At 64.6% G+C, this 21,219-nt stretch carries 20 protein-coding genes; 12 read left to right on the top strand and 8 right to left on the bottom strand.

Going from position 1 to position 21,219, the window contains the following annotated elements:
• Positions 1–13: 13 nt before the first annotated feature.
• The 5 genes from KM031_RS17240 to argH form a co-directional block, all read right to left on the bottom strand.
• Entirely contained in the window at positions 14–1,423 is a 1,410-nt protein-coding gene (locus KM031_RS17240) for an MmgE/PrpD family protein (RefSeq protein ID WP_215505270.1), read from the bottom strand.
• A gap of 83 nt (positions 1,424–1,506) precedes the next feature.
• Positions 1,507–2,343 (bottom strand): ABC transporter substrate-binding protein, encoded by an 837-nt coding sequence (locus KM031_RS17235; RefSeq protein ID WP_215505271.1) that lies wholly within the window; start codon positions 2,341–2,343, stop codon positions 1,507–1,509.
• Positions 2,344–2,370: 27 nt separating this feature from the next.
• The gene (locus tag KM031_RS17230; protein ID WP_215505272.1) at positions 2,371–3,141 is read right to left on the bottom strand and encodes an amino acid ABC transporter ATP-binding protein; all 771 of its coding nucleotides are present in this window, start codon (positions 3,139–3,141) and stop codon (positions 2,371–2,373) included.
• A gap of 12 nt (positions 3,142–3,153) precedes the next feature.
• Positions 3,154–4,023 (bottom strand): amino acid ABC transporter permease, encoded by an 870-nt coding sequence (locus tag KM031_RS17225; protein ID WP_215505273.1) that lies wholly within the window; start codon positions 4,021–4,023, stop codon positions 3,154–3,156.
• Positions 4,020–5,483: an argininosuccinate lyase gene (argH, locus tag KM031_RS17220; protein WP_215505274.1), complete on the bottom strand. Its 1,464-nt coding sequence runs from the start codon at positions 5,481–5,483 to the stop codon at positions 4,020–4,022. Before argH ends, KM031_RS17225 begins: the two co-directional genes overlap by 4 nt.
• Positions 5,484–5,601: 118 nt before the next feature.
• On the opposite strand from argH, the gene KM031_RS17215 reads away from it, so the two are divergent.
• From KM031_RS17215 to KM031_RS17175, 9 genes are all read left to right on the top strand, one after another.
• Entirely contained in the window at positions 5,602–6,519 is a 918-nt protein-coding gene (locus KM031_RS17215) for a LysR substrate-binding domain-containing protein (RefSeq protein WP_215505275.1), read from the top strand.
• A gap of 103 nt (positions 6,520–6,622) precedes the next feature.
• Positions 6,623–7,978 (top strand): aminotransferase class III-fold pyridoxal phosphate-dependent enzyme, encoded by a 1,356-nt coding sequence (locus KM031_RS17210; protein WP_215505276.1) that lies wholly within the window; start codon positions 6,623–6,625, stop codon positions 7,976–7,978.
• A 5-nt stretch (positions 7,979–7,983) separates the two neighbouring features.
• Entirely contained in the window at positions 7,984–9,255 is a 1,272-nt protein-coding gene (locus KM031_RS17205; RefSeq protein WP_215505447.1) for an aspartate aminotransferase family protein, read from the top strand.
• Positions 9,252–10,250, top strand: a complete 999-nt coding sequence (locus KM031_RS17200) for a phosphotransferase enzyme family protein (protein ID WP_260692173.1) — start codon at positions 9,252–9,254, stop codon at positions 10,248–10,250. Before KM031_RS17205 ends, KM031_RS17200 begins: the two co-directional genes overlap by 4 nt.
• 413 nt (positions 10,251–10,663) lie before the next feature.
• Positions 10,664–11,749, top strand: coding sequence for an ABC transporter ATP-binding protein (locus KM031_RS17195; RefSeq protein WP_215505278.1), 1,086 nt, complete (start codon positions 10,664–10,666; stop codon positions 11,747–11,749).
• A 75-nt stretch (positions 11,750–11,824) separates the two neighbouring features.
• Positions 11,825–12,865, top strand: a complete 1,041-nt coding sequence (locus KM031_RS17190; protein WP_215505279.1) for an ABC transporter substrate-binding protein — start codon at positions 11,825–11,827, stop codon at positions 12,863–12,865.
• A 66-nt stretch (positions 12,866–12,931) separates the two neighbouring features.
• Complete coding sequence (locus tag KM031_RS17185; protein ID WP_215505280.1) at positions 12,932–14,137, top strand: ABC transporter permease; 1,206 nt, start codon at positions 12,932–12,934, stop codon at positions 14,135–14,137.
• 1 nt (position 14,138) lies between these two features.
• Positions 14,139–14,939, top strand: coding sequence for an ABC transporter permease (locus KM031_RS17180; protein WP_215505281.1), 801 nt, complete (start codon positions 14,139–14,141; stop codon positions 14,937–14,939).
• Between the two features lie 2 nt (positions 14,940–14,941).
• Entirely contained in the window at positions 14,942–15,274 is a 333-nt protein-coding gene (locus KM031_RS17175) for a YciI family protein (protein ID WP_246567072.1), read from the top strand.
• Between the two features lie 64 nt (positions 15,275–15,338).
• Here KM031_RS17175 and KM031_RS17170 read toward each other — a convergent pair whose 3' ends face one another.
• The 3 genes from KM031_RS17170 to KM031_RS17160 all read right to left on the bottom strand — a co-directional run bounded on the left by KM031_RS17170 (position 15,339) and on the right by KM031_RS17160 (position 17,279).
• Complete coding sequence (locus KM031_RS17170) at positions 15,339–15,989, bottom strand: malonic semialdehyde reductase (protein WP_215505282.1); 651 nt, start codon at positions 15,987–15,989, stop codon at positions 15,339–15,341.
• 130 nt (positions 15,990–16,119) lie between these two features.
• Complete coding sequence (locus tag KM031_RS17165) at positions 16,120–16,407, bottom strand: DUF1330 domain-containing protein (protein WP_215505283.1); 288 nt, start codon at positions 16,405–16,407, stop codon at positions 16,120–16,122.
• Between the two features lie 23 nt (positions 16,408–16,430).
• A complete protein-coding gene (locus KM031_RS17160) occupies positions 16,431–17,279 on the bottom strand; it encodes a fumarylacetoacetate hydrolase family protein (protein ID WP_215505284.1) in 849 nt (282 codons plus the stop codon).
• Between the two features lie 201 nt (positions 17,280–17,480).
• Between KM031_RS17160 and KM031_RS17155 the strand changes: the two genes are divergently transcribed.
• Genes KM031_RS17155 through KM031_RS17145 form a run of 3 tightly spaced genes read left to right on the top strand, consistent with a single transcriptional unit; the run spans position 17,481 to position 21,219 of the window.
• Positions 17,481–18,356 carry an FAD binding domain-containing protein gene (locus KM031_RS17155; RefSeq protein ID WP_215505285.1) on the top strand — a complete coding sequence of 292 codons (876 nt, stop codon included), beginning with the start codon at positions 17,481–17,483 and terminating at the stop codon, positions 18,354–18,356.
• An 11-nt stretch (positions 18,357–18,367) separates the two neighbouring features.
• Positions 18,368–18,859 carry a (2Fe-2S)-binding protein gene (locus tag KM031_RS17150; RefSeq protein ID WP_215505286.1) on the top strand — a complete coding sequence of 164 codons (492 nt, stop codon included), beginning with the start codon at positions 18,368–18,370 and terminating at the stop codon, positions 18,857–18,859.
• Complete coding sequence (locus tag KM031_RS17145; protein ID WP_215505287.1) at positions 18,856–21,219, top strand: xanthine dehydrogenase family protein molybdopterin-binding subunit; 2,364 nt, start codon at positions 18,856–18,858, stop codon at positions 21,217–21,219. The genes KM031_RS17150 and KM031_RS17145 overlap by 4 nt, the downstream gene beginning before the upstream one ends.

The following is a 21,219-nucleotide window of genomic DNA, read 5'->3' as shown; positions in this document are numbered from 1 at the left end:
TGCCCTCCGGGGCTCAGTCGAATACCGGGCGCTGTGGCCCGTCATGGGTGAGCAGAGCGACAAGGCTGTCACAGCTGTCAAGCGTCTCGAGGCGGTTCACACAAGCAAGCAATTCTGCCACCTGCGGCTCTGGCAGGGCCATGCCCGCAAGGCTGGTGAATTTGGCCAGCACCGCCGCCTCGGTCATCGGGCGCTCGGGGGCGCCGGTAGCGCGCGGCACCACGGTGGTGATCTGCTGGCAATCGGCGAAGGTCAGCGTCAGCACCGGCTCGTCCATCTGCGCCAGCGCGGGATCAACCTGAAACCGCACCTTGGCCATCACCGCGGCCAGACGCGGATCGCGGCGGACGGGGGCGGCATATTGCGCCAGCCCCGCCGCCCCGAACACACAGCGCGCGGCCAGCACATAGGCGAGGCTCATCTGCGCGCCCGCCAGCGTGTCCAGCCGGGCGGTGCCGCACATATCCATCAGGAACTGGCTCAGCCGCAGGTCGATGCGGGTGATCTGCTCCGGGCTGTGCCCGGTCTGCGCCAGACTGTCGCCCAAGGCGTCCACCGCCGAATGTGCGCCCCGGCAGGCGGCATAGGGTTTCAGCGACACGCGGTTGATTTTCCAGATCTGCCCCAGCCCGTCAGAAAATTCCTGCGCGCGGCCCGGCTGTCCGATGAAGCTGCGGAAGAAGCCGCCCCAGACCTCTTCAAACACCTGCGACGGACCGGTCAGCCCCGCCCCGGCCAGATCCGCCGCCAGCAGCCCGCCCTCGGCGGCGCGTCCGGCATGGATCTTCTTGGCCTGACTGCCATCATGGATGAAGGCCCAGAGCCCCGAGGAAAAGCTGGTGGACAGGGTGACGGCGTGGCGGGTGGTCTGCGGCCCGTAGCCGCGCAGGCGCGAGACGGCGGCAGCGGCGGCCAGCGTGCCGCAGGTGCCGGTGGAATGCCAGCCCGCGCCATTATGGCCGCCATAGCCGCCCGAGGCATCCAGAATCCGCCGCCCCACCTCATACCCCGCCAGCAGCGCACAGATCAGATCGCGCCCCGAGGTGCCCGCCCCCGATCCCATTGCCGCCAGCAGCGCGGGCACCACCACCGCGCCGGAATGATCGCAGCCGCCGGAATCGTCGAGTTCGAACACATGCGCCGCCACGCCATTGATCAGCGCCGCATCGCGCGGGCTGGCATGCAGCGCGCTGCCCAACAGCCGCGCGCCGTCGCCCGTCGCAAGCTGGCAGGCGGCACGGAATTCGGCGGATCGGGTGCCCGCCAGCGCCGCCCCCAATGTGTCCAGAAGATGCAGCTTGGCCTTGGCGATCAGCGCGGGGTCCAGATCCTCGAAGCGCAGGGCGGCGGTGAAGCGGGTCATCGCCTCCAGATGCGGCAGCGCAGCCGGAAAGGGTCCGCCCAAAGCGGAATGCGAGGTCATCCATCCTGTCCTTGAATAGGGGCACCGGGCGGGATGCCCGGCGCGGGGCCCGTGGCCAAACGCGGCCACGGGCGAGCGGGGGATCAGTTCAGCGGTTCGCCATTGATCCGCACGGCATCGAGCATGGTGCCGCCCAGACCGTATTTTTCAAAGATCGTCTTGTATTCACCCGAGGCGATCAGCGCCGACAGCGCGGCGGCATAGGCATCGCGCAGATCGGTCGCGTCCTTGGCAAAACCGATGCCCTGATAGACGGCGGTGAAGGGCTCACCGATCACGGCATAGGTATCGGGTTCCAGCGTCAGCAGATAGGGAAGCGTTTCCGACCCCTGCACCGCGCCATCAAGACGGCCCTGTTTCAGCTGCGTGCGCGCATCGGCAGACCCTTCGGTGCCGACCACGATCAGCTCTGGCTTGCCATTGGCGACGCAGGTTGCATCGCTCCATTTCTTGGCCTCGTCGGGAAAGGAGGTGCGGCGGCTCATGCCCACGGTCTTGCCGCAGAAATCCGCGATGCTGGCAAATTCGCCCGCCCGCGCCGTCACGGTATAGAACTGCGCGCCCGATTTCATGTAATCCACGAAATCCATGGTTTCGCGGCGTTTGGGCAGATCGCTCATGCCGCTGTGGATCAGATCGACGCGGCCAGTTTCCAGCGACGAGACCATCTGTTCAAAGCCGATATCGGCCCATTCCACGGTCACGCCCAGATGTTTGGCCAGTGCGAGGCCCAGATCGATATCCACCCCCATCAGCGTGTTGGTCGCAGGATCGACATATTCCATCGGCGGGTAGTTCGGCTGATTGGCCACCACCACCTTGCCGGCGGTCTTGTATTTTTCGGGCAGGCCCTCGGCGCTGACGGCGCAGGCAAGGCAGAGCAGGCCCACCGAAGTGGCCAGAATACGGGTTGCGGTCATGGGAGGATCCTCGTCTGTTGGGTTTTGTTATCTGTGGACGGCTTTTATGAACTCGGCAGTCCGGGGACTGTCGGGTTGCGTCAGCACCTTGGCTGCGGGGCCATGTTCGATCAGCCTGCCCCCGTCCATGAAGGCAACGCTGTTGCTGACATTCCGGGCAAAGCCCAGCTCGTGCGTGACAACGATCATCGTCATGCCGGAGGTGGCAAGATCGTTCATCACATCCAGCACTTCGGCGACCAGTTCAGGATCAAGCGCCGAAGTGGGTTCATCAAACAGGATCAGATTGGGGCGCATGCCCATCGCGCGGGCAATCGCCACGCGCTGCTGCTGCCCGCCCGACAGTTCTGCCGGATAGTTGCCCGCCTTGTCGGCTAGGCCCACCCGCTCCAGCAGGTGCATCGCATGGTCGCGCGCCACCTTGGGATTGTCTTTCAGCACCTGGATCGGGCCTTCGGTGATGTTTTCCAGCGCGGTCTGATGCGGAAACAGGTTGAAGCGCTGGAACACCATGCCGATGCCGCGGCGCTGGCGGGCGATCTGCGCATCGGCCAGCTCGTGCAGGCGGTTGCCGTCGCGGCGATAGCCGATCAGCTCGCCATTCACCCAGATGCCGCCCGCGTCGATCCGCTCCAGCAGGTTGATGCAGCGCAAAAAGGTGCTTTTGCCCGAACCGGAGGGGCCGATGATGCAGGTCACTTCGCCCTTGCGCACCTCGAGGCTGACGGCATCCAGCGCACGGAATTCGCCGAAGTTCTTGGTAACGTCGATAGCCTTGACCAGAATATCCGTTGTCATCTGTGCCGCTCCTTACACGGTGGCCCGGACGGAGCGCGTGCCGCGTCCGTAATGGCGTTCGATCCGGCTCTGGATCAGCGACAGCACAGAGACGATCACCAGATACCAGAAGCTTGCCACCAGCAGCAGTTCCAGCACGCGGGTGTTGGCGTAGTAGATGATCTGCGCATTGTGCAGGATTTCCGAAAACTGGATCACCGAGGCCAGCGAGGTCAGCTTGACCATGCCGATCACCTCGTTGCCGATCGGCGGCACCATGACGCGCATCGCCTGCGGCAGCACGATCCGGCGCAGCATCTGCATCTGGGTCATGCCGATGGTGCGCGCCGCCTCATACTGGCCGCTGTCGACTGACAACAGGCCCGAGCGCACCACTTCAGAGGTATAGGCCCCCTGCTGGATGCCAAGGCCCAGCATCGCGGCCACAAAGGGCGTCATCACATCGACGGTGCGCAGTTCGAACAGGCCGGGAAAGGCAATGGTCGGAAAGATCAGCGCCAGATTGAACCACAGCAGCAGTTGCAGCAGGGCAGGAGCGCCGCGAAACACCCAGACATAGGCATGGGCGATGACCGACAGCACCGGGTTGCCCGAAATGCGCATCACCGCGATCACCACGCCCAGCACGATGCCAAGGCCCATCGCCATCACCGTCATCGCCAGCGTGTTCCAGATGCCCTTGACGATGGCCGGGGCAAACAGGAACTGGCCCACGATATCCCATTCGATCTGGCCGATGATGAAGGCGCGCACCAGCAGGCCGGTCAGCAGCAGCGCCACCGCCGCCGTGATCAGCCGCCCGACGTGGCGGCGCGGCACCAGTTTCAGATGCGCGATTTCATAGCGCGCCTGTTCCGAAGCGTCAGACATTTGCGTCGTCATGCCAGAACCTCCGCACGGCTGGGGCTGCGGCGCAGGGCGGCGCCGGTCGGCTCTGCCATCGCCCAGCGGCGCTGGCGGGCGCAGGTCTCGGTAAAGGCCGCGATCTGTTCGCGCACCCGCACTGGCGCGGTGCCGCCCTTGCCCCAGCGTTCGGCCAGCGCGCGGTCGGGGCTGATCACCGCCAGCACCGCCGGGGTCAGCGCCGCGTCGATCTGCGGCAGATCGGCGGCAGTCAGATCCTGAAGCTCCATCCCGCGCTCTTCGCAATAGCGCACGCTGGCGCCCGAAACCTCATGCGCCTGTGCAAACGGGATGCCCTGCCGCACCAGCCAGTCGGCCACTTCGGTGGCGAGCGTGAAGCCGCGCGGCGCATCGGCGGCCAGCCGGTCGGTGTCAAAGCCCAGTGTGCGCACCACGCCGGCAAAGGCGGGCAGGATCAGATCAAGCAGATCGACCGTCTGGAACAGCGCCCGCTTGTCCTCGGCCAGATCGCGGTTATAGGCCAGCGGCATCGCCTTCAGCGTCGCCAGAATCCCGGTCAGATTGCCGATCATCGTGCCTGACATGCCGCGCGTCAGTTCGGCGATATCGGGGTTCTTCTTCTGCGGCATGATCGACGATCCGGTGGAATAGGAATCGTGCAGCTTGACCCAGCCGAACTGGCGCGAGGCCCAGATGCAGATCTCTTCCGACAGGCGCGACAGGTTGACGCCCAGCATCGCGGTGATGAACAGGAATTCCGCCACCACATCGCGGCTGGCCACGGCATCAATCGAATTTTCGCAGGGGCCGCCATATCCCATGTCCTGCGCCGACAGTTCGGGCGTGCGGGCAAAGGCCGATCCGGCCAGCGCCGCCGCCCCCAGTGGCGATTGCGCAAAGCGCGCGTCCCAGTCGATGAACCGCGCCACATCGCGCGACATGGCCTGCGCATGGGCCATCAGGTGATGCCCCAGCGCCACCGGCTGCGCCGGTTGCAGATGGGTAAAGCCGGGCATCAGCGTCTCGGCATGGCGCGCGGCCTGTGCCGCCAGCGCCTCTTGCACCGTCAGCACCGCCAGCGTGAGTCGCCGCGCCGTGCTGCGCAGATACAGCCGGGTGTTGTTCGCCGTCTGGTCATTGCGCGACCGCCCGGCCCGCAGCTTGCCCCCCAAGGTGCCCAGCGTCTGCACCAGCAGCCGTTCGTGAAAGGTATGCACATCCTCGTCACCCGGCTGCGGCTGTTCATCGCCGCTGGCGACATCGGCCTCGATCCGGTCCAGCGCATCCAGCATCCGGGCACATTCGTCGGCAGTCAGAACCGCGGCGCGTTCCAACTCGCGGGCATGGGCCCGTGATCCGGCAAGGTCTTCGCGGAACAGCCGGAAGAAGGAGGACGGCGCGCGTGACAAATTGCTGAGCTCCACCGAAGGGCCGCTGGCAAAGCGCGCCCCCCACAGAAGGTTCGTTGGTTCGGACATCTGATTTCCCTGTCGTCTTGGTCTTGTTACACACAGCTTCGCGCCACAGCCGCGCTTGCACAAACGCGTTTATCTGCTAACCATATGACGAAACCGACTAGGCACCTGACGGGGGATCATGGCTTATCAACCCATCCGCCTGCCTTCCATGACCGGTTTGCGCGTGTTGCTGGCCATTGCCGAACGCGGATCGACCACCGCTGCCGCCGAGAGCATCAATCTGTCGCAAAGTGCTGTCAGCAAACAACTTCTGTCGCTGGAAACCCTGCTGGGCGGCCCGGTGTTCACCCGGCTGCCAACGGGGATGGTGCCGACCGAACTGGGCCAGATCTACATCGAACATGCCCGCATCGCGGTGAAGGCGATGGAGGATGCCGCCCTGCGCGCGTTGCGACTTGGGGCTGATCCCAAGACCCTGCGCCTTCAGGTTCTGCCGATTTTCGGGGACCGCTGGCTGTTGCCGCGCTTTGCCGATTTCGCGCAGCGCCATCCCGACATTGACCTTCAGTTCACCACCTTCGTGTCGGAAACCCAGTTCGAGCCGCCGGACGGCGTGTTCCGCTACGGGCAGGGCCAGTTTCCGGGCGAGGATGCGATCTATCTGCTGGGCCGCGATGTGATTCTGGCCTGCACGCCGGGATATGAGGCCAAGCTGGGCGGGCCAGAGCGGCTTGAGGATTTCGCGCAGGGCACCATGCTGGAACATCCGCAGACGCCGCTGCACTGGTCGACCCTGGCCGCCGCCTATGGCCTTCCGGAGCTGGAGCCGCGCCACCGGATGCGCTTTGGCTATTACACCATGGTCATCCGCGCGGCGCTGTCCGGGCAGGGCATGGCGCTGATCCCGCGCAAGCTGATCGAGGAAGAGCTGCTGTCGGGCGCGCTGGTCAACCCCGGCGGCATCGGCTTTCTGGCCAGTCACGGCTATTGGTTCTGCGTCAACAATTCGCTGCCCAAACGCGCCGCCCTGCGCATCTTTCAGGACTGGCTGCAAACCACCGTCGCCGCCGCCCCGGAACAGCGCCGCGCGCCCTGATCCACTAAAGACCGTCACCTTTCAGGAGGAATGACGCGCGCCCCTGCGGCCCGATAGGGTCAGGCCAAAGACCTTTGGCCGACGCCAGCAGAATGGATCCCCGATGCGCGACACCAATTTCCTGACCGAGAACAACGCCCGCCATATGTGGCATCCAATGGCGCATCCTGCGGAAATGCGGGCCCATCCGCCGCGCATCATCGCAGCGGCGCAGGGGGTGGAGATCACCGATATTCACGGCAAGACCGCGCTGGACGGCGTGGGCGGGCTTTGGAACGTCAATCTCGGCTATTCCAGCGCGCCGGTGAAACAGGCGATTGCCGATCAGCTGGAGGCCCTGCCCTATTATTCGGTCTTTCGCGGCACGGCGAATGCACCGCAGATCGAACTGTCCTACGAACTGGCCGAATGGTTCCGCGAAGACGGGCTGACACGGGCGTTCTTTACCTCGGGCGGCTCGGATTCGGTGGAAACCTGCCTGCGGCTGGCCCGCCAGTATCACAAGGTGAATGGCCAGCCCGAGCGCACGAAATTCTTCGCGCTCAAGAAAGGCTATCACGGCACGCATTTCGGCGGTGCCTCCGTGAATGGCAATCCGGCGTTCCGGCGCAACTATGCACCGATGCTGGACGGCGTGTTCCATCTGCCCGCCCCCTATCCCTATCGCAGCACGCTGGACACCGAAAATCCCGCCGCGATGGCCCGCATCATTGCCCGCCAGTTCGAGGATGACATCGCCTTTCAGGGCGCAGATACTATCGCCGCCCTGATCGTGGAGCCGGTTCTGGGGGCCGGTGGCGTGATCGTGCCGCATCCGACGCTGCTGCCCTTGCTGCGCGCGATCTGTGACCGGCACGGCATCCTGATGATCGCAGACGAGGTCATCACCGCCTTCGGCCGCACCGGCGCCTGGACAGGCAGCCGCCTGTGGGGGGTGAAGCCCGATCTGATGGCCACGGCCAAGGCCATCACCAATGGCTACTTCCCCTTTGGGGCGGCGATGATCAGTGACAGGATTGCGCAGGCCTTCGAGGCCAATAGCGACACGCGCGGGCTGATCAGCCATGGCTATACCTATTCCGGGCATCCGGTCGGCGCGGCGGCGGCACTGGCGACGCTGGCCGAAGCAAAGCGTCTGAATCTGGCCGCCAATGCCGCCGCGCGCGGGGCCGAGCTGATGGCGGGTCTGCACGCGTTGAAGTCGCGCCATGCGGTGATCGGCGATGTGCGCGGCATTGGGCTGATGTGCGCGCTGGAGCTGGTGTCGGATCCCGAAACCAGAACCGGGCTGGGCAAGGACAAGGTGCAGACCGTGCAGGATGTGACCTATGACGCGGGCTGCATGGTGCGCACATCGGGCAGCAACATCATCTTTTCCCCGCCGCTGATCATCACCTCGGACCATGTGGCCCGGATGCTTGCGGCCCTCGATGCCGGGCTGGCGGCGGTGAAAGCATGACACAGATGCAGGCAAACACCGACCTTCTAGCCCGGCGCGAACGCCTGCTGGGGCGCGGCATGTCCACCTTCTATACCGATCCGGTGCATCTGGTGCGGGGCAGCGGGGTGTGGCTGTGGGATGCGGACGGGCGCAAGTATCTGGATTGCTACAACAATGTGCCGCATGTCGGGCATTGCCATCCGGCAGTTGTCGAGGCGATCTGCCGGCAGGCAAGCCTGTTGAACACCCATACCCGCTATCTGCACGAGGGGATCCTTGGTTATGTCGAGCGGCTGACCGCAACGTTTGATCCGTCTTTGTCCACCGCCATCATGACCTGCACCGGGTCCGAGGCGAATGACATTGCCCTGCGGATGGCGCAGGCGGTCACCGGCAGGACCGGGGTCATTGCCACCGATCACACCTATCATGGCAACACCACGGCGGTGTCGCAACTGTCCACCCGGATGCCGCCGGTCGGGGGCTTTGGTGGCCATGTCCGCCATGTGCCCGCCCCGGACAGCGCGCGGCCTCTGGGCGGCGCGCCGGGGACTGCCTTCACCGCGCGGGTCGAACAGGCGATTGCCGATCTGGAGGCGACGACGCACGGGTTTTCGGCCTTCATCCTCTGCCCCTATTTCGCCAATGAAGGCTTTCCCGATCTGCCGCCCGGATTTCTGGACGGCGCAATCGCCGCCGTGCGCAAGGCGGGCGGGGTGGTGATTGCCGACGAGGTGCAGCCCGGCTTTGGCCGCACCGGCAGCCATTTCTGGGGTCATCAACGCGCGGGCTTCATGCCCGATATCGTGACACTGGGAAAACCGATGGCCAATGGTCATCCGGTGGGGGCAGTGGTGACGACGCCAGACACACTGAACGCGTTCCGCAAGGCCTTTCGCTATTTCAACACCTTCGGCGGCAATCCGGTGTCCTGCGCTGCGGCCCTGGTTGTGCTGGATGTATTGCGCGACGAAAACCTGATGGAGAATGCTCGCGCGGTGGGGGACTATGCCCGCCACGGCCTTGAACGTCTGGCGGCACGTCACGATCTGATCGGAATGGTGCGCGGCACGGGGCTGTTCTTCGGGGCGGAGCTGATGCTGGACCGCACCGCCAGAACACCGGCCCCGGATCATGCCACACGGCTGATCAATGGCATGAAAGACCGGGGCATCCTGATGGGCAAGATCGGCGTGGGCGAATGCACCACCAAGATCCGCCCGCCGATGCCGTTCAGCCGCGACAATGCCGATCTGATGCTGGAGGTGCTGGACGACGCTCTGGCAACCCTGTGACCGGCGGTGATCTTCTACTGCGGCGGCTTCAAGCCCGCGCGGTGCAGGCACAGGCCCGATGGGGGCTGAGCACCCCGCCTGTCCTGCTGAAATACCGCGAAAACGCGGTGTTCCGGGTGCAGCTTGCCGATGGCCGCCCAGCGGCGCTGCGCCTGCATCGCCCCGGCTATCACAGCGCCGCAGAACTGGCATCAGAGCTGCATCTGATGACGGCGCTGCGCGCAACCGGGCTGCGGGTGCCCCGCCCGATCCTGACGGCAGAGGGGGCCGCCACCGTCACCCTTGCCGCAGACGTGGGGCAACCCGCGCTTCACGCCGATATTGTCTCGTGGATGGAGGGCACGCCGCTGGGCCAGACGGGCATCCCGCTGGGCATGACCGCCGCGCAGCTGACATCGGTGTTCACCGCCCTTGGCCGGACCATGGCGCAGATGCACAGCGCGCTGGATCGGTGGCAGCCACCGCCCGGCTTTGCCCGCAAGGCCTGGGACGGCGAGGGGCTGCTTGGCGCAGCACCACTCTGGGGCCGGTTCTGGGATTGCGCAGGCCTGCGCGCAGAGGAGGCGGCACGCTTGCAGGCCATCCGGGCGCTGGCCGCAACCGGCCTGTCGCGCCTTGGCAGATTGGATTATGGCTTGATCCACGCCGATCTGGTGCGCGAGAATGTGCTTCTGACAGGCACCACGGTCGAGATGATTGATTTCGACGATTCAGGCCCCGGCTGGCGCATGTTCGACATTGCGACGGCGCTGATCAAGAACCGGCGCGAACCGAATTATCGCCGGATCGAGGCCGCGCTGATTGCCGGGTATCGCACTGCGCGGGCTTTGCACGCGCAGGATCTGCAAGCCCTGCCGCTGTTCCTGTTGCTGCGTGCGCTGTCCTATATCGGCTGGGCCGCAGCCCGGCTGGAGGAATCCGGCACCCGGGACCGGATGGCGCGCTTCCTCTGCGATGCTTTCGATCTGGCCGATGCCTATCAGCGCGGGCTCTGATCCGGCGATCCAAGGGGAGAATTTTGGCTGCGATTCTTTGATGTTCCTGTGATATATTATACGAATGGCAGATTGATCCGCCTTTGAACCCCGACAGGAGGCCGCAAAACCGTGCTGCTTCATCCTGACTATCCGAATGAAACCAGTAGGCTGTGCGGCGGTCTTCATCCCCGCCCCAGCCCGCCACCGCCAGACCTGTAGCCTATTAAGGGTATGGTGCGAGACTGGCCCCGGCGGCAGATTGACCGAACAGAAAACCAAACCGCCGCAGGCCCCGGATGGCCTGACCTGACCCACTCCGAACCCGCCGCGCGTCTCCACAGGCCCGGCACAGCCGCCGCCTCTTGCCCGATGCCAGACGCCTCTCTGCTGTTTCCTGCTGACCACCTGCTTGCGTGTGAAAGATCCCTGACATGACACCCACCCCCATTGTCCGCCTCCGTGGCGTGTCCAAGGTCTATGGCAGCTACACCGCCATCGACACGATCGACCTCGATATCCTGAACGGTGAATTCATCACCTTTCTGGGCCCGTCCGGGTCGGGAAAAACCACCACGCTGATGATGCTGGCCGGGTTTGAAAGCCCGACGGATGGCAGCATCGAAATGGATGGCAAGCGCATTGAAAAGCTGCCCGCGCACAAACGCAACATCGGCGTGGTGTTCCAGAACTATGCGCTGTTTCCGCATATGACCGTGCGCGAAAACCTCGCCTTTCCGTTGAAGGTGCGCGGCATGGCACGGGCCGAGATGGCCCGCCGCGTCGATGCCGCATTGGCCGTGGTGCATCTGGAGACGATGGGCCATCGCCGCCCGGTGCAGCTTTCGGGGGGGCAGCAGCAACGTGTCGCCCTGGCCCGCGCGATGATCTTCAAGCCACGGCTGATCGTGCTGGATGAACCGCTGGGCGCGCTGGACAAGAACCTGCGGGAACATCTGCAATCAGAGCTGAAGACCCTGCACCGCGAGCTGGGCACCACGATGGTGTTTGTCACCCATGACCAGTCAGAGGCGCTGACGCTTTCGGACCGGGTGGTGGTGTTCAACAAGGGCAAGATCGAACAGATCGGCACCCCGGAAGAGCTTTACAAACGCCCGGCAACCCCTTTTGTTGCCTCCTTTATCGGCGAAAACAACGGGCTGGTCGGCACGGTTGTCGGCCATGAGCGCGGCCATGCGGTTGTCCGCTTTGCCGACGGCGGCACCCTGTTCGCGCCGCAGCAGACGGGCTGTTCTGTCGGGGCCGGTGTGACCTTCAACCTGCGGCCCGAAAGCATCCGCCTTGCCGGGCCAAAGCCCCTGCCCGGCACGCAGCAGGCCGCCGCAAGGGTGGTGGATACCGTCTATCTTGGCGATCAGAACCGCGTGGTTCTGGAGGCGACAGGCATTGGCAGGCTGGTGCTGAAAGCCAATGCCGAGGACGCCACCGCCGTTGCACCGGGCGACAGCGTGACCATCGAAATGCCCGTCAGCGCCTGCCGCCTGCTGGCATGTGCCTGACGCCTCACACGACCGGCAGCAAATCGCCGGAACAACGCAAACCGGCCTGAACCGGATGATCATAGGGAGACTGACATGAGAAGCTTGTTGCACTGTGCCGCTGTCGCGGCGCTTGCCACCGTGCCAAACCTTGCCGCCGCGCGGGATCTGACCGTGGTATCCTGGGGCGGTATCTTTCAGGATGCGCAACGCACCGTGTTCTTTGCGCCGTTTGCGGCAGAAACCGGCACGGCGCTGGCCGAAGACAGCTGGGAAGGCGGTGTCGGCGTCCTGCGCTCCAAGGCACAGGGCGGCGACGCCAACACCTGGGATGTGATCGAGGTGGAAGGCGACGAGCTGGAGATCGGCTGCGAAGAGGGCCTGTTCGAAGTGCTGGATCCCGCCAAGCTGGGCGGTTATGAAAAATATCTGCCGGGCACCGCCACCGATTGCGGCATCCCGGCGAATATCTACAGCCTTGTCATCGCCTATGATGCCGACAAGATGCCCGAAGGGCCGAAGGGCTGGGCCGATTTCTGGGACACCACGAAGTTTCCGGGCAAACGCGCCCTGCGCAATGGCCCGAAGATGAACCTGGAATTCGCGCTGATGGCCGATGGCGTCGCGCCTGCCGATGTCTACAGCGTTCTGTCCACCCCTGAAGGTGTGGATCGCGCCTTTGCCAAGCTGGACGAAATCAAGGGCGATATCGTGTGGTGGACCTCGGGCAATCAGCCGATGCAGCTGCTGGGGTCTGGCGAAGTGGCAATGACCACCACGTATCACACCCGCGTCGGCAATTCGAACACCAGCGACGGCACGAATTTCAAGCTGATCTATGATGGCTCGATGTTTCTGGTCGACAGCTGGGTGGTGATGAAAGGCTCGCCAAATCTGGAAGCGGCCTACAAGCTCTTGGAGTTCATGAGCCGCCCCGAGGTGCAGGTGAAATGGCCGGAACAGCTGGGCGGTGGCGTGGGTGTGACCGAGGCGCAAGCGATGCTCGACCCGGCGCTGGCCGCAAGCCTGCCCACGGCCGAGGCCAATGTCTCGGTGGCGCTGCCGCTGGATACCGGCTTCTGGATCGCCAATATCGACGCGTTGAACACGCGTTTCGCCACCTGGTCGGGTAACTGATCTGATTGCGGCCCCGGCTGCCGTGCCGGTGCCGCACCCCTTGCCATCAGAAAGACTGACGCCGCCATGGCCCCTTCCCTCCGCTCTGATTCCGTTCGAAAGGCTGGCGCGGCGCTGCTGATCCTGCCGCTTGCCGCCTTCCTGCTGGCCGTGTTTTTCGTGCCGATCGGCGGGATGCTGGGCCTGTCAGTCCGCGATACCGAACTGGCCTCGGTGATGCCGCTGACCACCGACCGCATCGGGACATGGGATGGCCGCGGCCTGCCGGATGCCCCGGTGTTCGAAGCCCTGGCCCGTGATCTGCACGCCGCGCGCCAGACCAGAACCGCCGGCGTTCCGGCCCGCCGCCTGTCCTATGACAGGCCGGAATTCCGCGCGGTCATCAGCAACACCGCCCGCGCGCTGTCGGGGGCCTTTCCCGAAGACCGGGATTGGACCACCGATCTGCCCGCGCTGGACCCGGCCTGGGGCCAGCCCGCCATCTGGACCGCGATCCACCGGGCGCGCGGCCCGGCCAGCGATTTCTTTCTGCTGGTGGCGCTGGATCTGCGGCGCGATGCGGCAGGCGAGATTGCCCGCGCCCCCGCCGAAAGCCGTCTCTATGTGGATGTCCTGCTGCGCACGCTGTCCATCGCCTTTACTGTCACGGTGATTGCCCTGCTGCTGGCGCTGCCCTGCGCCTATCTGTTGCAGACGGCGGGCCTTACGCTGTCATCGCTGCTGATGATCGTGCTGCTGCTGCCGCTGTGGACATCGCTGCTGGTGCGCTCTGCTGCCTGGATGGTGATCTTGCAGAAGAACGGGCTGGTCAACAGCGCCCTGCTGAAAACCGGGTTGATCGCCGAGCCGCTGGAGCTGGTGTTCAACCGCACCGGCGTGCTGATCGCGCTGACCCATATCCTGCTGCCCTATGCGGTGCTGCCTGTTCTGGCGGCGATGCGCAATGTGCCGCGCAATCAGACACTGGCCGCCAGTTCGCTGGGGGCCGGTGCCCTGCGCAGCTTTTTCAGCGTCTACCTGCCGCAGATCGTGCCGGGCATTTCGGCGGGCGGGTTGTTGGTGTTCATTCTGGCGCTGGGGTACTATATCACCCCGCTTTTGCTGGGCGGCGCGGGCGACCAGCTGCTGCCCTATTACATCGCCTTCAACACCACGCAGACGGTGAACTGGGGGCTTGCCGCATCGCTGGGCGCCATTCTGCTGGCCGCCACCTTCCTTCTGTATGGCGTCTATGTCCGCTTGGTCGGCGTGGACCGGATCGGGCTTGGCTGAGATGATCGACACCCCAAAACTCTGGCGGCTTGCCACCAAGATCTGCGGCGCCTTGGTGCTGCTGTTCCTGATCGCGCCGATCCTTGCCATCATTCCGCTGTCGTTCAACACCTCCAGCATCCTCACCTACCCGCTGGAGGGGTTTTCGCTGCAATGGTATGCCAAGCTGTTTTCCGACGGGCGCTGGTGGGCAGCGATCCGCAACAGCCTGATCGTGGGCGCTGCCACGGTGCTGATTGCAACGCCGCTTGGCACCTTTGCCGCGCTTGGCCTGTCGATGGTCAGCTTTCGTGGCAAATCCGTGCTGGTGGCGGCGCTGATGTCACCGATGATCGTGCCCACCATCATCACCGCCGTGGGCATCTATTTCGCGTTTTCGGCCATCGGGCTGGTGAACAGCCTGCTCGGCCTGATCCTCGCGCATGTGGCGCTGGCGGTGCCGTTTGTGGTGATCACCGTCACCGCATCCGTCGCGCAGCTGGACCCGGTCCTGGCCCGCGCGGCATCCAGCCTCGGGGCGAACCCGGTCACCACCTTCCGGGCCGTCACCTTTCCGCTCATCCTGCCCGGCGTGGTATCCGGTGCGATTTTCGCGTTCACCACCTCGTTTGACGAAGTGGTCGTGGCCATCCTGCTGACCGGGCCGGAACAACGCACCCTGCCCCGTGAGCTGCTGAGCGGGACACGCGAAAACCTTGATCCGACGGTCATGGCCGTGGCGACCCTGCTGATCCTGTTCTCGGCGTCCCTGCTGCTGGTTTTCACCGGCATGCAGCACCGCGCGCGCAAGCTGAAAGGCTGATCATGCCCTACAAACCCACCCGCGCGATGATCGAACAGGAATGTGCCGGCATGTTGCAGATGCAGCTTTTTGTGGTGTTCACCACGCCGGTGCCCGGCCAGGAACATCTGCTGGATGCGGTCACGCCTGACCATCTGGCGCATCAGGTGCGGCTGGAGCGTGCAGGCGCGCTGCTGGCCGCCGGACCGTTCTGGACCGAGGATGGCCTGCACCACACCGGCGAGGGCATGTTCATCCTGCGGGCCGACGGGGCAGAGCAGGCCCGCGCGCTGTGCGAGATGCCGATCCGATGCACGCACGGGGCGTGCGGCGTTATACCCTTCGGCCCTGGATGATGAATGAAGGCGGCCTGACCGTCACGCTGCGCTTTTCCGATCAGACCGCCCAGATCCGCTGACCTCAGCCTTCCAGCACCATCTCGGCCACCGACAGGCGCGGCAAACGCGGAAACACGCCCGCCGTATCGCCATACCCGATGTTGATCAGGAAGTTTGTCCGAACGGTGCTGCCCGCAAAGAAAGCGGCATCGACACCCGCCGGGTCAAACCCCGACATCGGGCCGCAATCCAGCCCGGCGGCGCGCAACGCGATCAGGAAATAGGCAGCTTGCAGCGATCCGTTGCGAAAGGCGGTGCTCTGCGCCAGCGCCGGATTGCCCGCAAACATATCGCGCGCCCCGGCATTGATCGGAAAGACCTTGGGCATCTGTTCATAAAATGCGGCGTCATAGGCCACGATGGCCGTCACCGGCGCGGCCGCTGTCTTGGCCTGATTGCCCGGCGCCAGCAGCGGCACCAGTCGCGCCTTGTCTGCGGCGCTGCGCACGAAGCGGATCCGCAGCGGCTGACAGTTCATCGAGGTCGGGCCCATCGCCGCCATGGCCACCGCCTGATGCAACAGCGCATCGCTGACGGGTTGATCCGTAAAGGCGGAATGGGTGCGCGCCTCGGTCAGCAGCAGCGCAAGCGTATCGGCATCCGCCGTGCCGATGCGCGCGCGCAGGGCATCCACTGCGGCAATGGCCTCGGTCTGGCCGGGAAGCAAAGACATGGTGTGTCCTTTCCAAAAGGGGGGAAAAAGCGGGTTATGCGGGCAAGCCAAAGCCCGGCCAATGCCCTCAACAGGTGAGCGCCTTGGCAGAGATCAGGTCAGGGATCTGGAGTGCTGCGCCCGCCGGGCGTCAGAATTCTTCCATCACGATGAAATCGAAGTCCCCCGCCGCATTGCGCAGCGGCCACAGCGCGCGATAGGCGTCGGAATTGTACCAGCCTTCGGCGGCAGCCACGTCGGGGAACTTGAAAATTGCGGTGCGCTTGTGATCGTGCCGTCCGGTCAGCACGGATTTCACCTCGCCCACGGTCAGGAATTCCCCGCCGAAGGCCGCAACGCAGGGGCCGGACCGATCAACATATTCCAGCATTTTCGCGGCATCCTTCACGGTGCCATGGGCAATGAAATAGGCGGCCATGTCAGGGGTCTCCGATCCGCATTTCAGGGTTGAACATCGACGGTCAGGTGATCTTGCATCCCAAGACCCTGCACCTCAAGCCGTATCCGCTGGCCTGCCCGCAGGAAGACCGGCGGCTTCAGGCCCAGCCCGACACCGGGCGGTGTGCCGGTGGCAATGATGTCGCCGGGATGCAGCGTCATGAACCGGCTGAGATAGGCCACAAGATAGGCCACGCCATAGACCATGGTGCGGGTATTGCCCGCCTGATGGCGGATGCCGTCCACCTCGCACCACAGATCGAGTGATTGCGGATCGGGCACCGCGTCTCGCGTCACCAGCCACGGCCCGATCGGGCCGAAACTGTCATGGCTTTTGCCCTTGGTCCACTGGCCCTGCATGTCAGACTGGAAGGCGCGCTCTGATCCGTCATTGATGGTGCAATAGCCCGCCACATGATCCAGCGCCTGCGCCTGCGGGATGTTTTTTGCCCGCGCGCCGATGACGATGCCCAACTCCACCTCCCAATCCGCCTTCACGGCGCCTTGCGGAATTTCCATCGGATCGTTCGGGCCGCAGATGGCCGAGGTGGCCTTCAGAAAGATCACCGGCTCTGGCGGCACGGATTTGCCGGTTTCGGCGGCATGATCGGCGTAGTTCAGGCCGATGCAGATGAACTTGCCCACACCCGCCACACAGGGGCCGATGCGCGGCTGACCGGGCACGGCAGGCAGTTGCGCGGGGTCAAGCTCCCGCAGGCGGGCCAGCCCGGCGTCGGACAGCGTATCGCCGCCAATGTCGGGCACAACCCCGCTCAGGTCGCGCAGGATGCCGTCCGCATCCAGCAGACCGGGCCGTTCTGCCCCAGCCGGGCCATATCGCAATAGCTTCATCCTGCCGCCTCCTTGGTGAGCCTGCCTCACCGATACTCTGCCCATCAGCAAAGTCAACGCTTGAAATATCAACCGAACATCTGTAGAATTTCAGTTAAGCGTGCTAGGCTGCCCATCGCAGCACCAAGGCGTGCAGCAACTCAGAGGGGTATTGAATTGGGACGGGTGATCCAGCCTTTCGACTTTCACGAACCAACCAGCATGACAGAGGCGCTTGCACTGGCACAGGCCCCGGGCGCGCGGCTGTTTGCCGGGGGATGTGAACTGGTTCTGGCGATGCGGCGTGGTGCGGTGCGGTATCAGAACCTTGTCAGCATCATGAAATTGCCGGGGCTGGACACGTTCACCGCCCATCCCAAGATAGGGGTCGAAGTGGGCGCGCAAGTGCGCATCAACCGGCTGGCCAGCCATATCTGGGTGGGCAAGCGGTGGGCGGCGCTGCATGAGGCAATCGAACAGCTGCACCCGCCGCATATCCTCAATATGGGCACGCTGATCGGCAATGTCTGCGCGGCGGTGAACTATTACGATCTGCCGACCGCGCTCTTTGCACATCGGGCAGAGCTGCGCATCACCGATGGCACGGCCACCCGCATCGTTCCCATCGAGGCCTTCTATGGCGCAGACCGGCAGACCGCCGTGCAGCCGGGGGAAATGGTCGCATCCATGTTCCTGCCGCCGCCCGGCCCCGATGCCGGATCGGCCTTCAAGAAGATCTACAAGGCCCGCCGCCGCGAGGGCGATCTGCACAAGATCAATGCCGCCGCCTATATCGCGCTGGACCCGGCCCGCGAGCGCATCCTTGATGCGACACTGGCGCTCGGCTGCATCGGGGCGCATCCGATCCGTATTCCGGCGGCCGAGGCCGCCCTTGTCGGGCAACTGGCGGATGAAGCGGTGTTCGACGCGGCGGCGGCACAGGCGATGGCCGCCGTGGCCCCGATGACCGATGCCCCCTGGGTCGAGGAAATCCGGTCGGAGTGGATCCGCATTCTGGCGCGCGACGTGCTGCAACAGGCCGCAAGCCGCGCCAGATCCCGCCATGACCCCGCCGAAGACGCTCATCTGGCTTATTGAAGGACCGCACCATGAAACAAATCGGAACCTTCCGCGTAAACGGCAAGCACTGCGACGCGATCATCGAACCCCATATGCTGCTGGTCGATGTGATCCGCGATCATATCGGGCTGACCGGCACAAAACGGGCCTGTGCCTCGGGGAATTGCGGGGCCTGCACGGTGCTGGCCGACGATCAGCCGATCTGCTCCTGCCTGACCCTGGCCGTCACCGCCCAGGACCGCGCGCTGGAAACCGTCGAAGGATTGCGCAGTGCCGATGGCACGCTGCATCCGCTGCAACAGGCCTTCATCGACCATTGCGCCGCCCAATGCGGCTATTGCACCGCCGGGATGCTGATGACCGCCAAGGCGCTGCTGGATGCCAATCCCCGCCCCTCGCGCGAGGATGTGAAGCGGGCGCTGTCGGGCAATATCTGCCGCTGCACCGGCTATGTGAAAATCCTCGATGCGGTGATGGATGCCGCCCAAAAGATCAACGCCGCGCGTGAGGTGGCAGCATGACCGAATTCGCTTATGTCGGCAAACGCCTGACCAAGCCCGACATTTACGGCAAGGTGACGGGCGAGGCCAAATATACCGATGACATGACCGTGCCCAGCATGGTCGAGGGCCGGATCCTCGCCAGCCCGCATGCCCATGCCCGCATCCTGCGCATTGATACCAGCAAGGCCGCCGCCCTGCCCGGGGTGCTGTGCGTGCTGACACACAAGGATTGCCCCGACAGCCGCTTTTCCCGGTCGACCATGGCCGAGGCCCTGCCGGAATTTGCCTTCACCGGCGAACGTCAGGATCAGTATATCCTGACGGACAAGGCCCGCTATGTCGGGGACTGGATCGCCGCTGTCGCCGCCGAAGACATCTACACCGCCGAAGCGGCGCTGGAGCTGATCGAGGTGGAGTACGAGCTGCTGCCGATGATCCTTGATCCGCACAAGGCGCTGGAACCCGGCGCACCCTCTGTGCATGACGATGTTGCGGGCAATATCGCCTTCGAGATGGACCATCCGTTCAACAGCGGCGACGTGGACCGCGCCTTTGCCGAGGCCGAGGCCGTGGTCGAGTTTACCGGCGTGAACTCGCGCCAGAAGCACCTGCATCTGGAGACAGACATCGCCATCGCCTATCACGAATCCGATGGGCGGCTGGTCATCATTTCACCGTCGCAGGGGCCGCATCTGGCGAAAAAGCACCTGACGAAACGTGTGTTCCCCGATCTGTCGGATGGTGACATCCGCTGGCTGTCGCCCACCATCGGCGGCGGGTTCGGCGCGCGCCTTGCCCTGGGCGTGGAGCCGGTGGCCGTGCTGCTGGCACGGGCCTGCAAGCGTCCGGTGCGGGTGACCACCACCCGCGAAGAGGATTTCTCGGGCTACTCATCGCGCACCGATCAGCATCAGACCATCCGCGTCGCCGCCAACAAGGACGGCAAGCTGCTGGCGATCGAACAGATCATCGTGGCCGACAGCGGCGCCTATCTGTCCCATTCCGCCACCACCGCCACTGTCAACATGCAGAAAACGCTGGGTGTTCTGAAATGTGACAATATCCGCGGCCATCTGACCGTGGCCTATACCAATACCCCCACGACCAGCGGTTTCCGCGGCTATGGCAATCCCGAAGGGGCCTTTGTCTTTCAGCAGGCGCTGGATCGTCTGGCCGAAAAGATCGGCATGGACCCGATGGAGTTCCGCCTGAAAAACCTGAAGGTGCCCGGCGATCCCAGCTGTTTTGTGCCCGTGCCGCTGGAACATACCAAACTGGAGGAATGTATCCATCTGGCCGCCGAAAAAATCGGCTACAAGGACAAATGGCAAGGCTGGGGCGTGGCCAAGCCGGGCCGCTACAAACGCGGGATCGGCATGTCGGTGCTGACCCATGCCTCGGGCGCAGGGGGGTTTCTGCTGGAACATTCCAGCTGCGTGATGAAGGTGCTGTCGGATGGCGCGCTCAATCTGATCGTCAGCCCCTGCGAGATGGGGCAAGGCATCATCGGCGCGCTGGCGCAGGTGGCGGCGGAATCCAGCGGTCTGCGCTATGAACAGATCCGCGTGTCGACCGGCGATACCGATGTGACGATGTTCGACATCGGCTCCCATGCCAGCCGGTCGATGCTGGTGATCGGCAACGCCGTGGCGGCAGCGGGGGTGAAGATCAAGGAGCAGATCCGCGACCGCGCGGTCGCGCTGTTTGCAGAGCATCAGGTGCGGGTGACGCCCGACCAGATCGAGGTGCGGGCCGGACGCATCACCAGCGATGCCGCCCCCGGCGTGGCGTTTGACGTGGCGCAGGTGGCCTATGCCGCGATCTATGATTTCGGATCGGGGGGCAGCCAGCTCAATGCCTCTGGCTCCTATCTGTCCACCTCGCACCACCCCAATCATCAGGCGGCCTTTGCCGAGGTGGAGGTGGATACCGAAACCGGGCTGGTCACGGTGCTGAACTATGTCTCGGCGCATGACATCGGCCGGGCGATCAACCCGCTGCTGGTCGAGGCACAGATGGAGGGCAGCCTTGTGCAGGGCATCGGCTTTGCGCTGACCGAGGATTTCGTGATTGATCCCGATACCGGGCGCGTGCTGTCCGACAGTCTGCTGACCTATCGCCTGCCCACCACGATGGATGTGCCGGACATGGCGCATCTGCTGGTCGAGGATCCGCTGGAGGCCGGGCCATTCGGGGCCAAGGGCTGCGGTGAGGCGGGGCTGGTGAACCCCGCCCCGGCCATCGCCAATGCGATTTATGACGCCATTGGCGTGCGCATCCATTCGCTGCCGATGGCGGCGGACAAGGTGCTGTGGGCATTGCGCCACGGCGAAGGGGCCGCCCCCGGCGGCAGCCGCGTTTCCGGCCAGTATCTGTGA

Origin of the sequence: Gemmobacter fulvus (genome assembly GCF_018798885.1) — a bacterium.
Classification (GTDB): domain Bacteria; phylum Pseudomonadota; class Alphaproteobacteria; order Rhodobacterales; family Rhodobacteraceae; genus Gemmobacter; species Gemmobacter fulvus.
This window is presented reverse-complemented; position numbering and strand designations above follow the sequence as displayed.

Excerpts from the sequence above, each read along its gene's own strand:
- KM031_RS17240 (WP_215505270.1), bottom strand. The coding sequence starts at position 1,423 with ATGACCTCGCATTCCGCTTTGGGCGGACCCTTTCCGGCTGCGCTGCCG.
- KM031_RS17235 (WP_215505271.1), bottom strand. The coding sequence starts at position 2,343 with ATGACCGCAACCCGTATTCTGGCCACTTCGGTGGGCCTGCTCTGCCTT.
- KM031_RS17230 (WP_215505272.1), bottom strand. The coding sequence starts at position 3,141 with ATGACAACGGATATTCTGGTCAAGGCTATCGACGTTACCAAGAACTTC.
- KM031_RS17225 (WP_215505273.1), bottom strand. The coding sequence starts at position 4,023 with ATGACGACGCAAATGTCTGACGCTTCGGAACAGGCGCGCTATGAAATC.
- argH (WP_215505274.1), bottom strand. The coding sequence starts at position 5,483 with ATGTCCGAACCAACGAACCTTCTGTGGGGGGCGCGCTTTGCCAGCGGC.
- KM031_RS17215 (WP_215505275.1), top strand. The coding sequence starts at position 5,602 with ATGGCTTATCAACCCATCCGCCTGCCTTCCATGACCGGTTTGCGCGTG.
- KM031_RS17210 (WP_215505276.1), top strand. The coding sequence starts at position 6,623 with ATGCGCGACACCAATTTCCTGACCGAGAACAACGCCCGCCATATGTGG.
- KM031_RS17205 (WP_215505447.1), top strand. The coding sequence starts at position 7,984 with ATGCAGGCAAACACCGACCTTCTAGCCCGGCGCGAACGCCTGCTGGGG.
- KM031_RS17195 (WP_215505278.1), top strand. The coding sequence starts at position 10,664 with ATGACACCCACCCCCATTGTCCGCCTCCGTGGCGTGTCCAAGGTCTAT.
- KM031_RS17190 (WP_215505279.1), top strand. The coding sequence starts at position 11,825 with ATGAGAAGCTTGTTGCACTGTGCCGCTGTCGCGGCGCTTGCCACCGTG.
- KM031_RS17185 (WP_215505280.1), top strand. The coding sequence starts at position 12,932 with ATGGCCCCTTCCCTCCGCTCTGATTCCGTTCGAAAGGCTGGCGCGGCG.
- KM031_RS17180 (WP_215505281.1), top strand. The coding sequence starts at position 14,139 with ATGATCGACACCCCAAAACTCTGGCGGCTTGCCACCAAGATCTGCGGC.
- KM031_RS17175 (WP_246567072.1), top strand. The coding sequence starts at position 14,942 with ATGCCCTACAAACCCACCCGCGCGATGATCGAACAGGAATGTGCCGGC.
- KM031_RS17170 (WP_215505282.1), bottom strand. The coding sequence starts at position 15,989 with ATGTCTTTGCTTCCCGGCCAGACCGAGGCCATTGCCGCAGTGGATGCC.
- KM031_RS17165 (WP_215505283.1), bottom strand. The coding sequence starts at position 16,407 with ATGGCCGCCTATTTCATTGCCCATGGCACCGTGAAGGATGCCGCGAAA.
- KM031_RS17160 (WP_215505284.1), bottom strand. The coding sequence starts at position 17,279 with ATGAAGCTATTGCGATATGGCCCGGCTGGGGCAGAACGGCCCGGTCTG.
- KM031_RS17155 (WP_215505285.1), top strand. The coding sequence starts at position 17,481 with ATGACAGAGGCGCTTGCACTGGCACAGGCCCCGGGCGCGCGGCTGTTT.
- KM031_RS17150 (WP_215505286.1), top strand. The coding sequence starts at position 18,368 with ATGAAACAAATCGGAACCTTCCGCGTAAACGGCAAGCACTGCGACGCG.
- KM031_RS17145 (WP_215505287.1), top strand. The coding sequence starts at position 18,856 with ATGACCGAATTCGCTTATGTCGGCAAACGCCTGACCAAGCCCGACATT.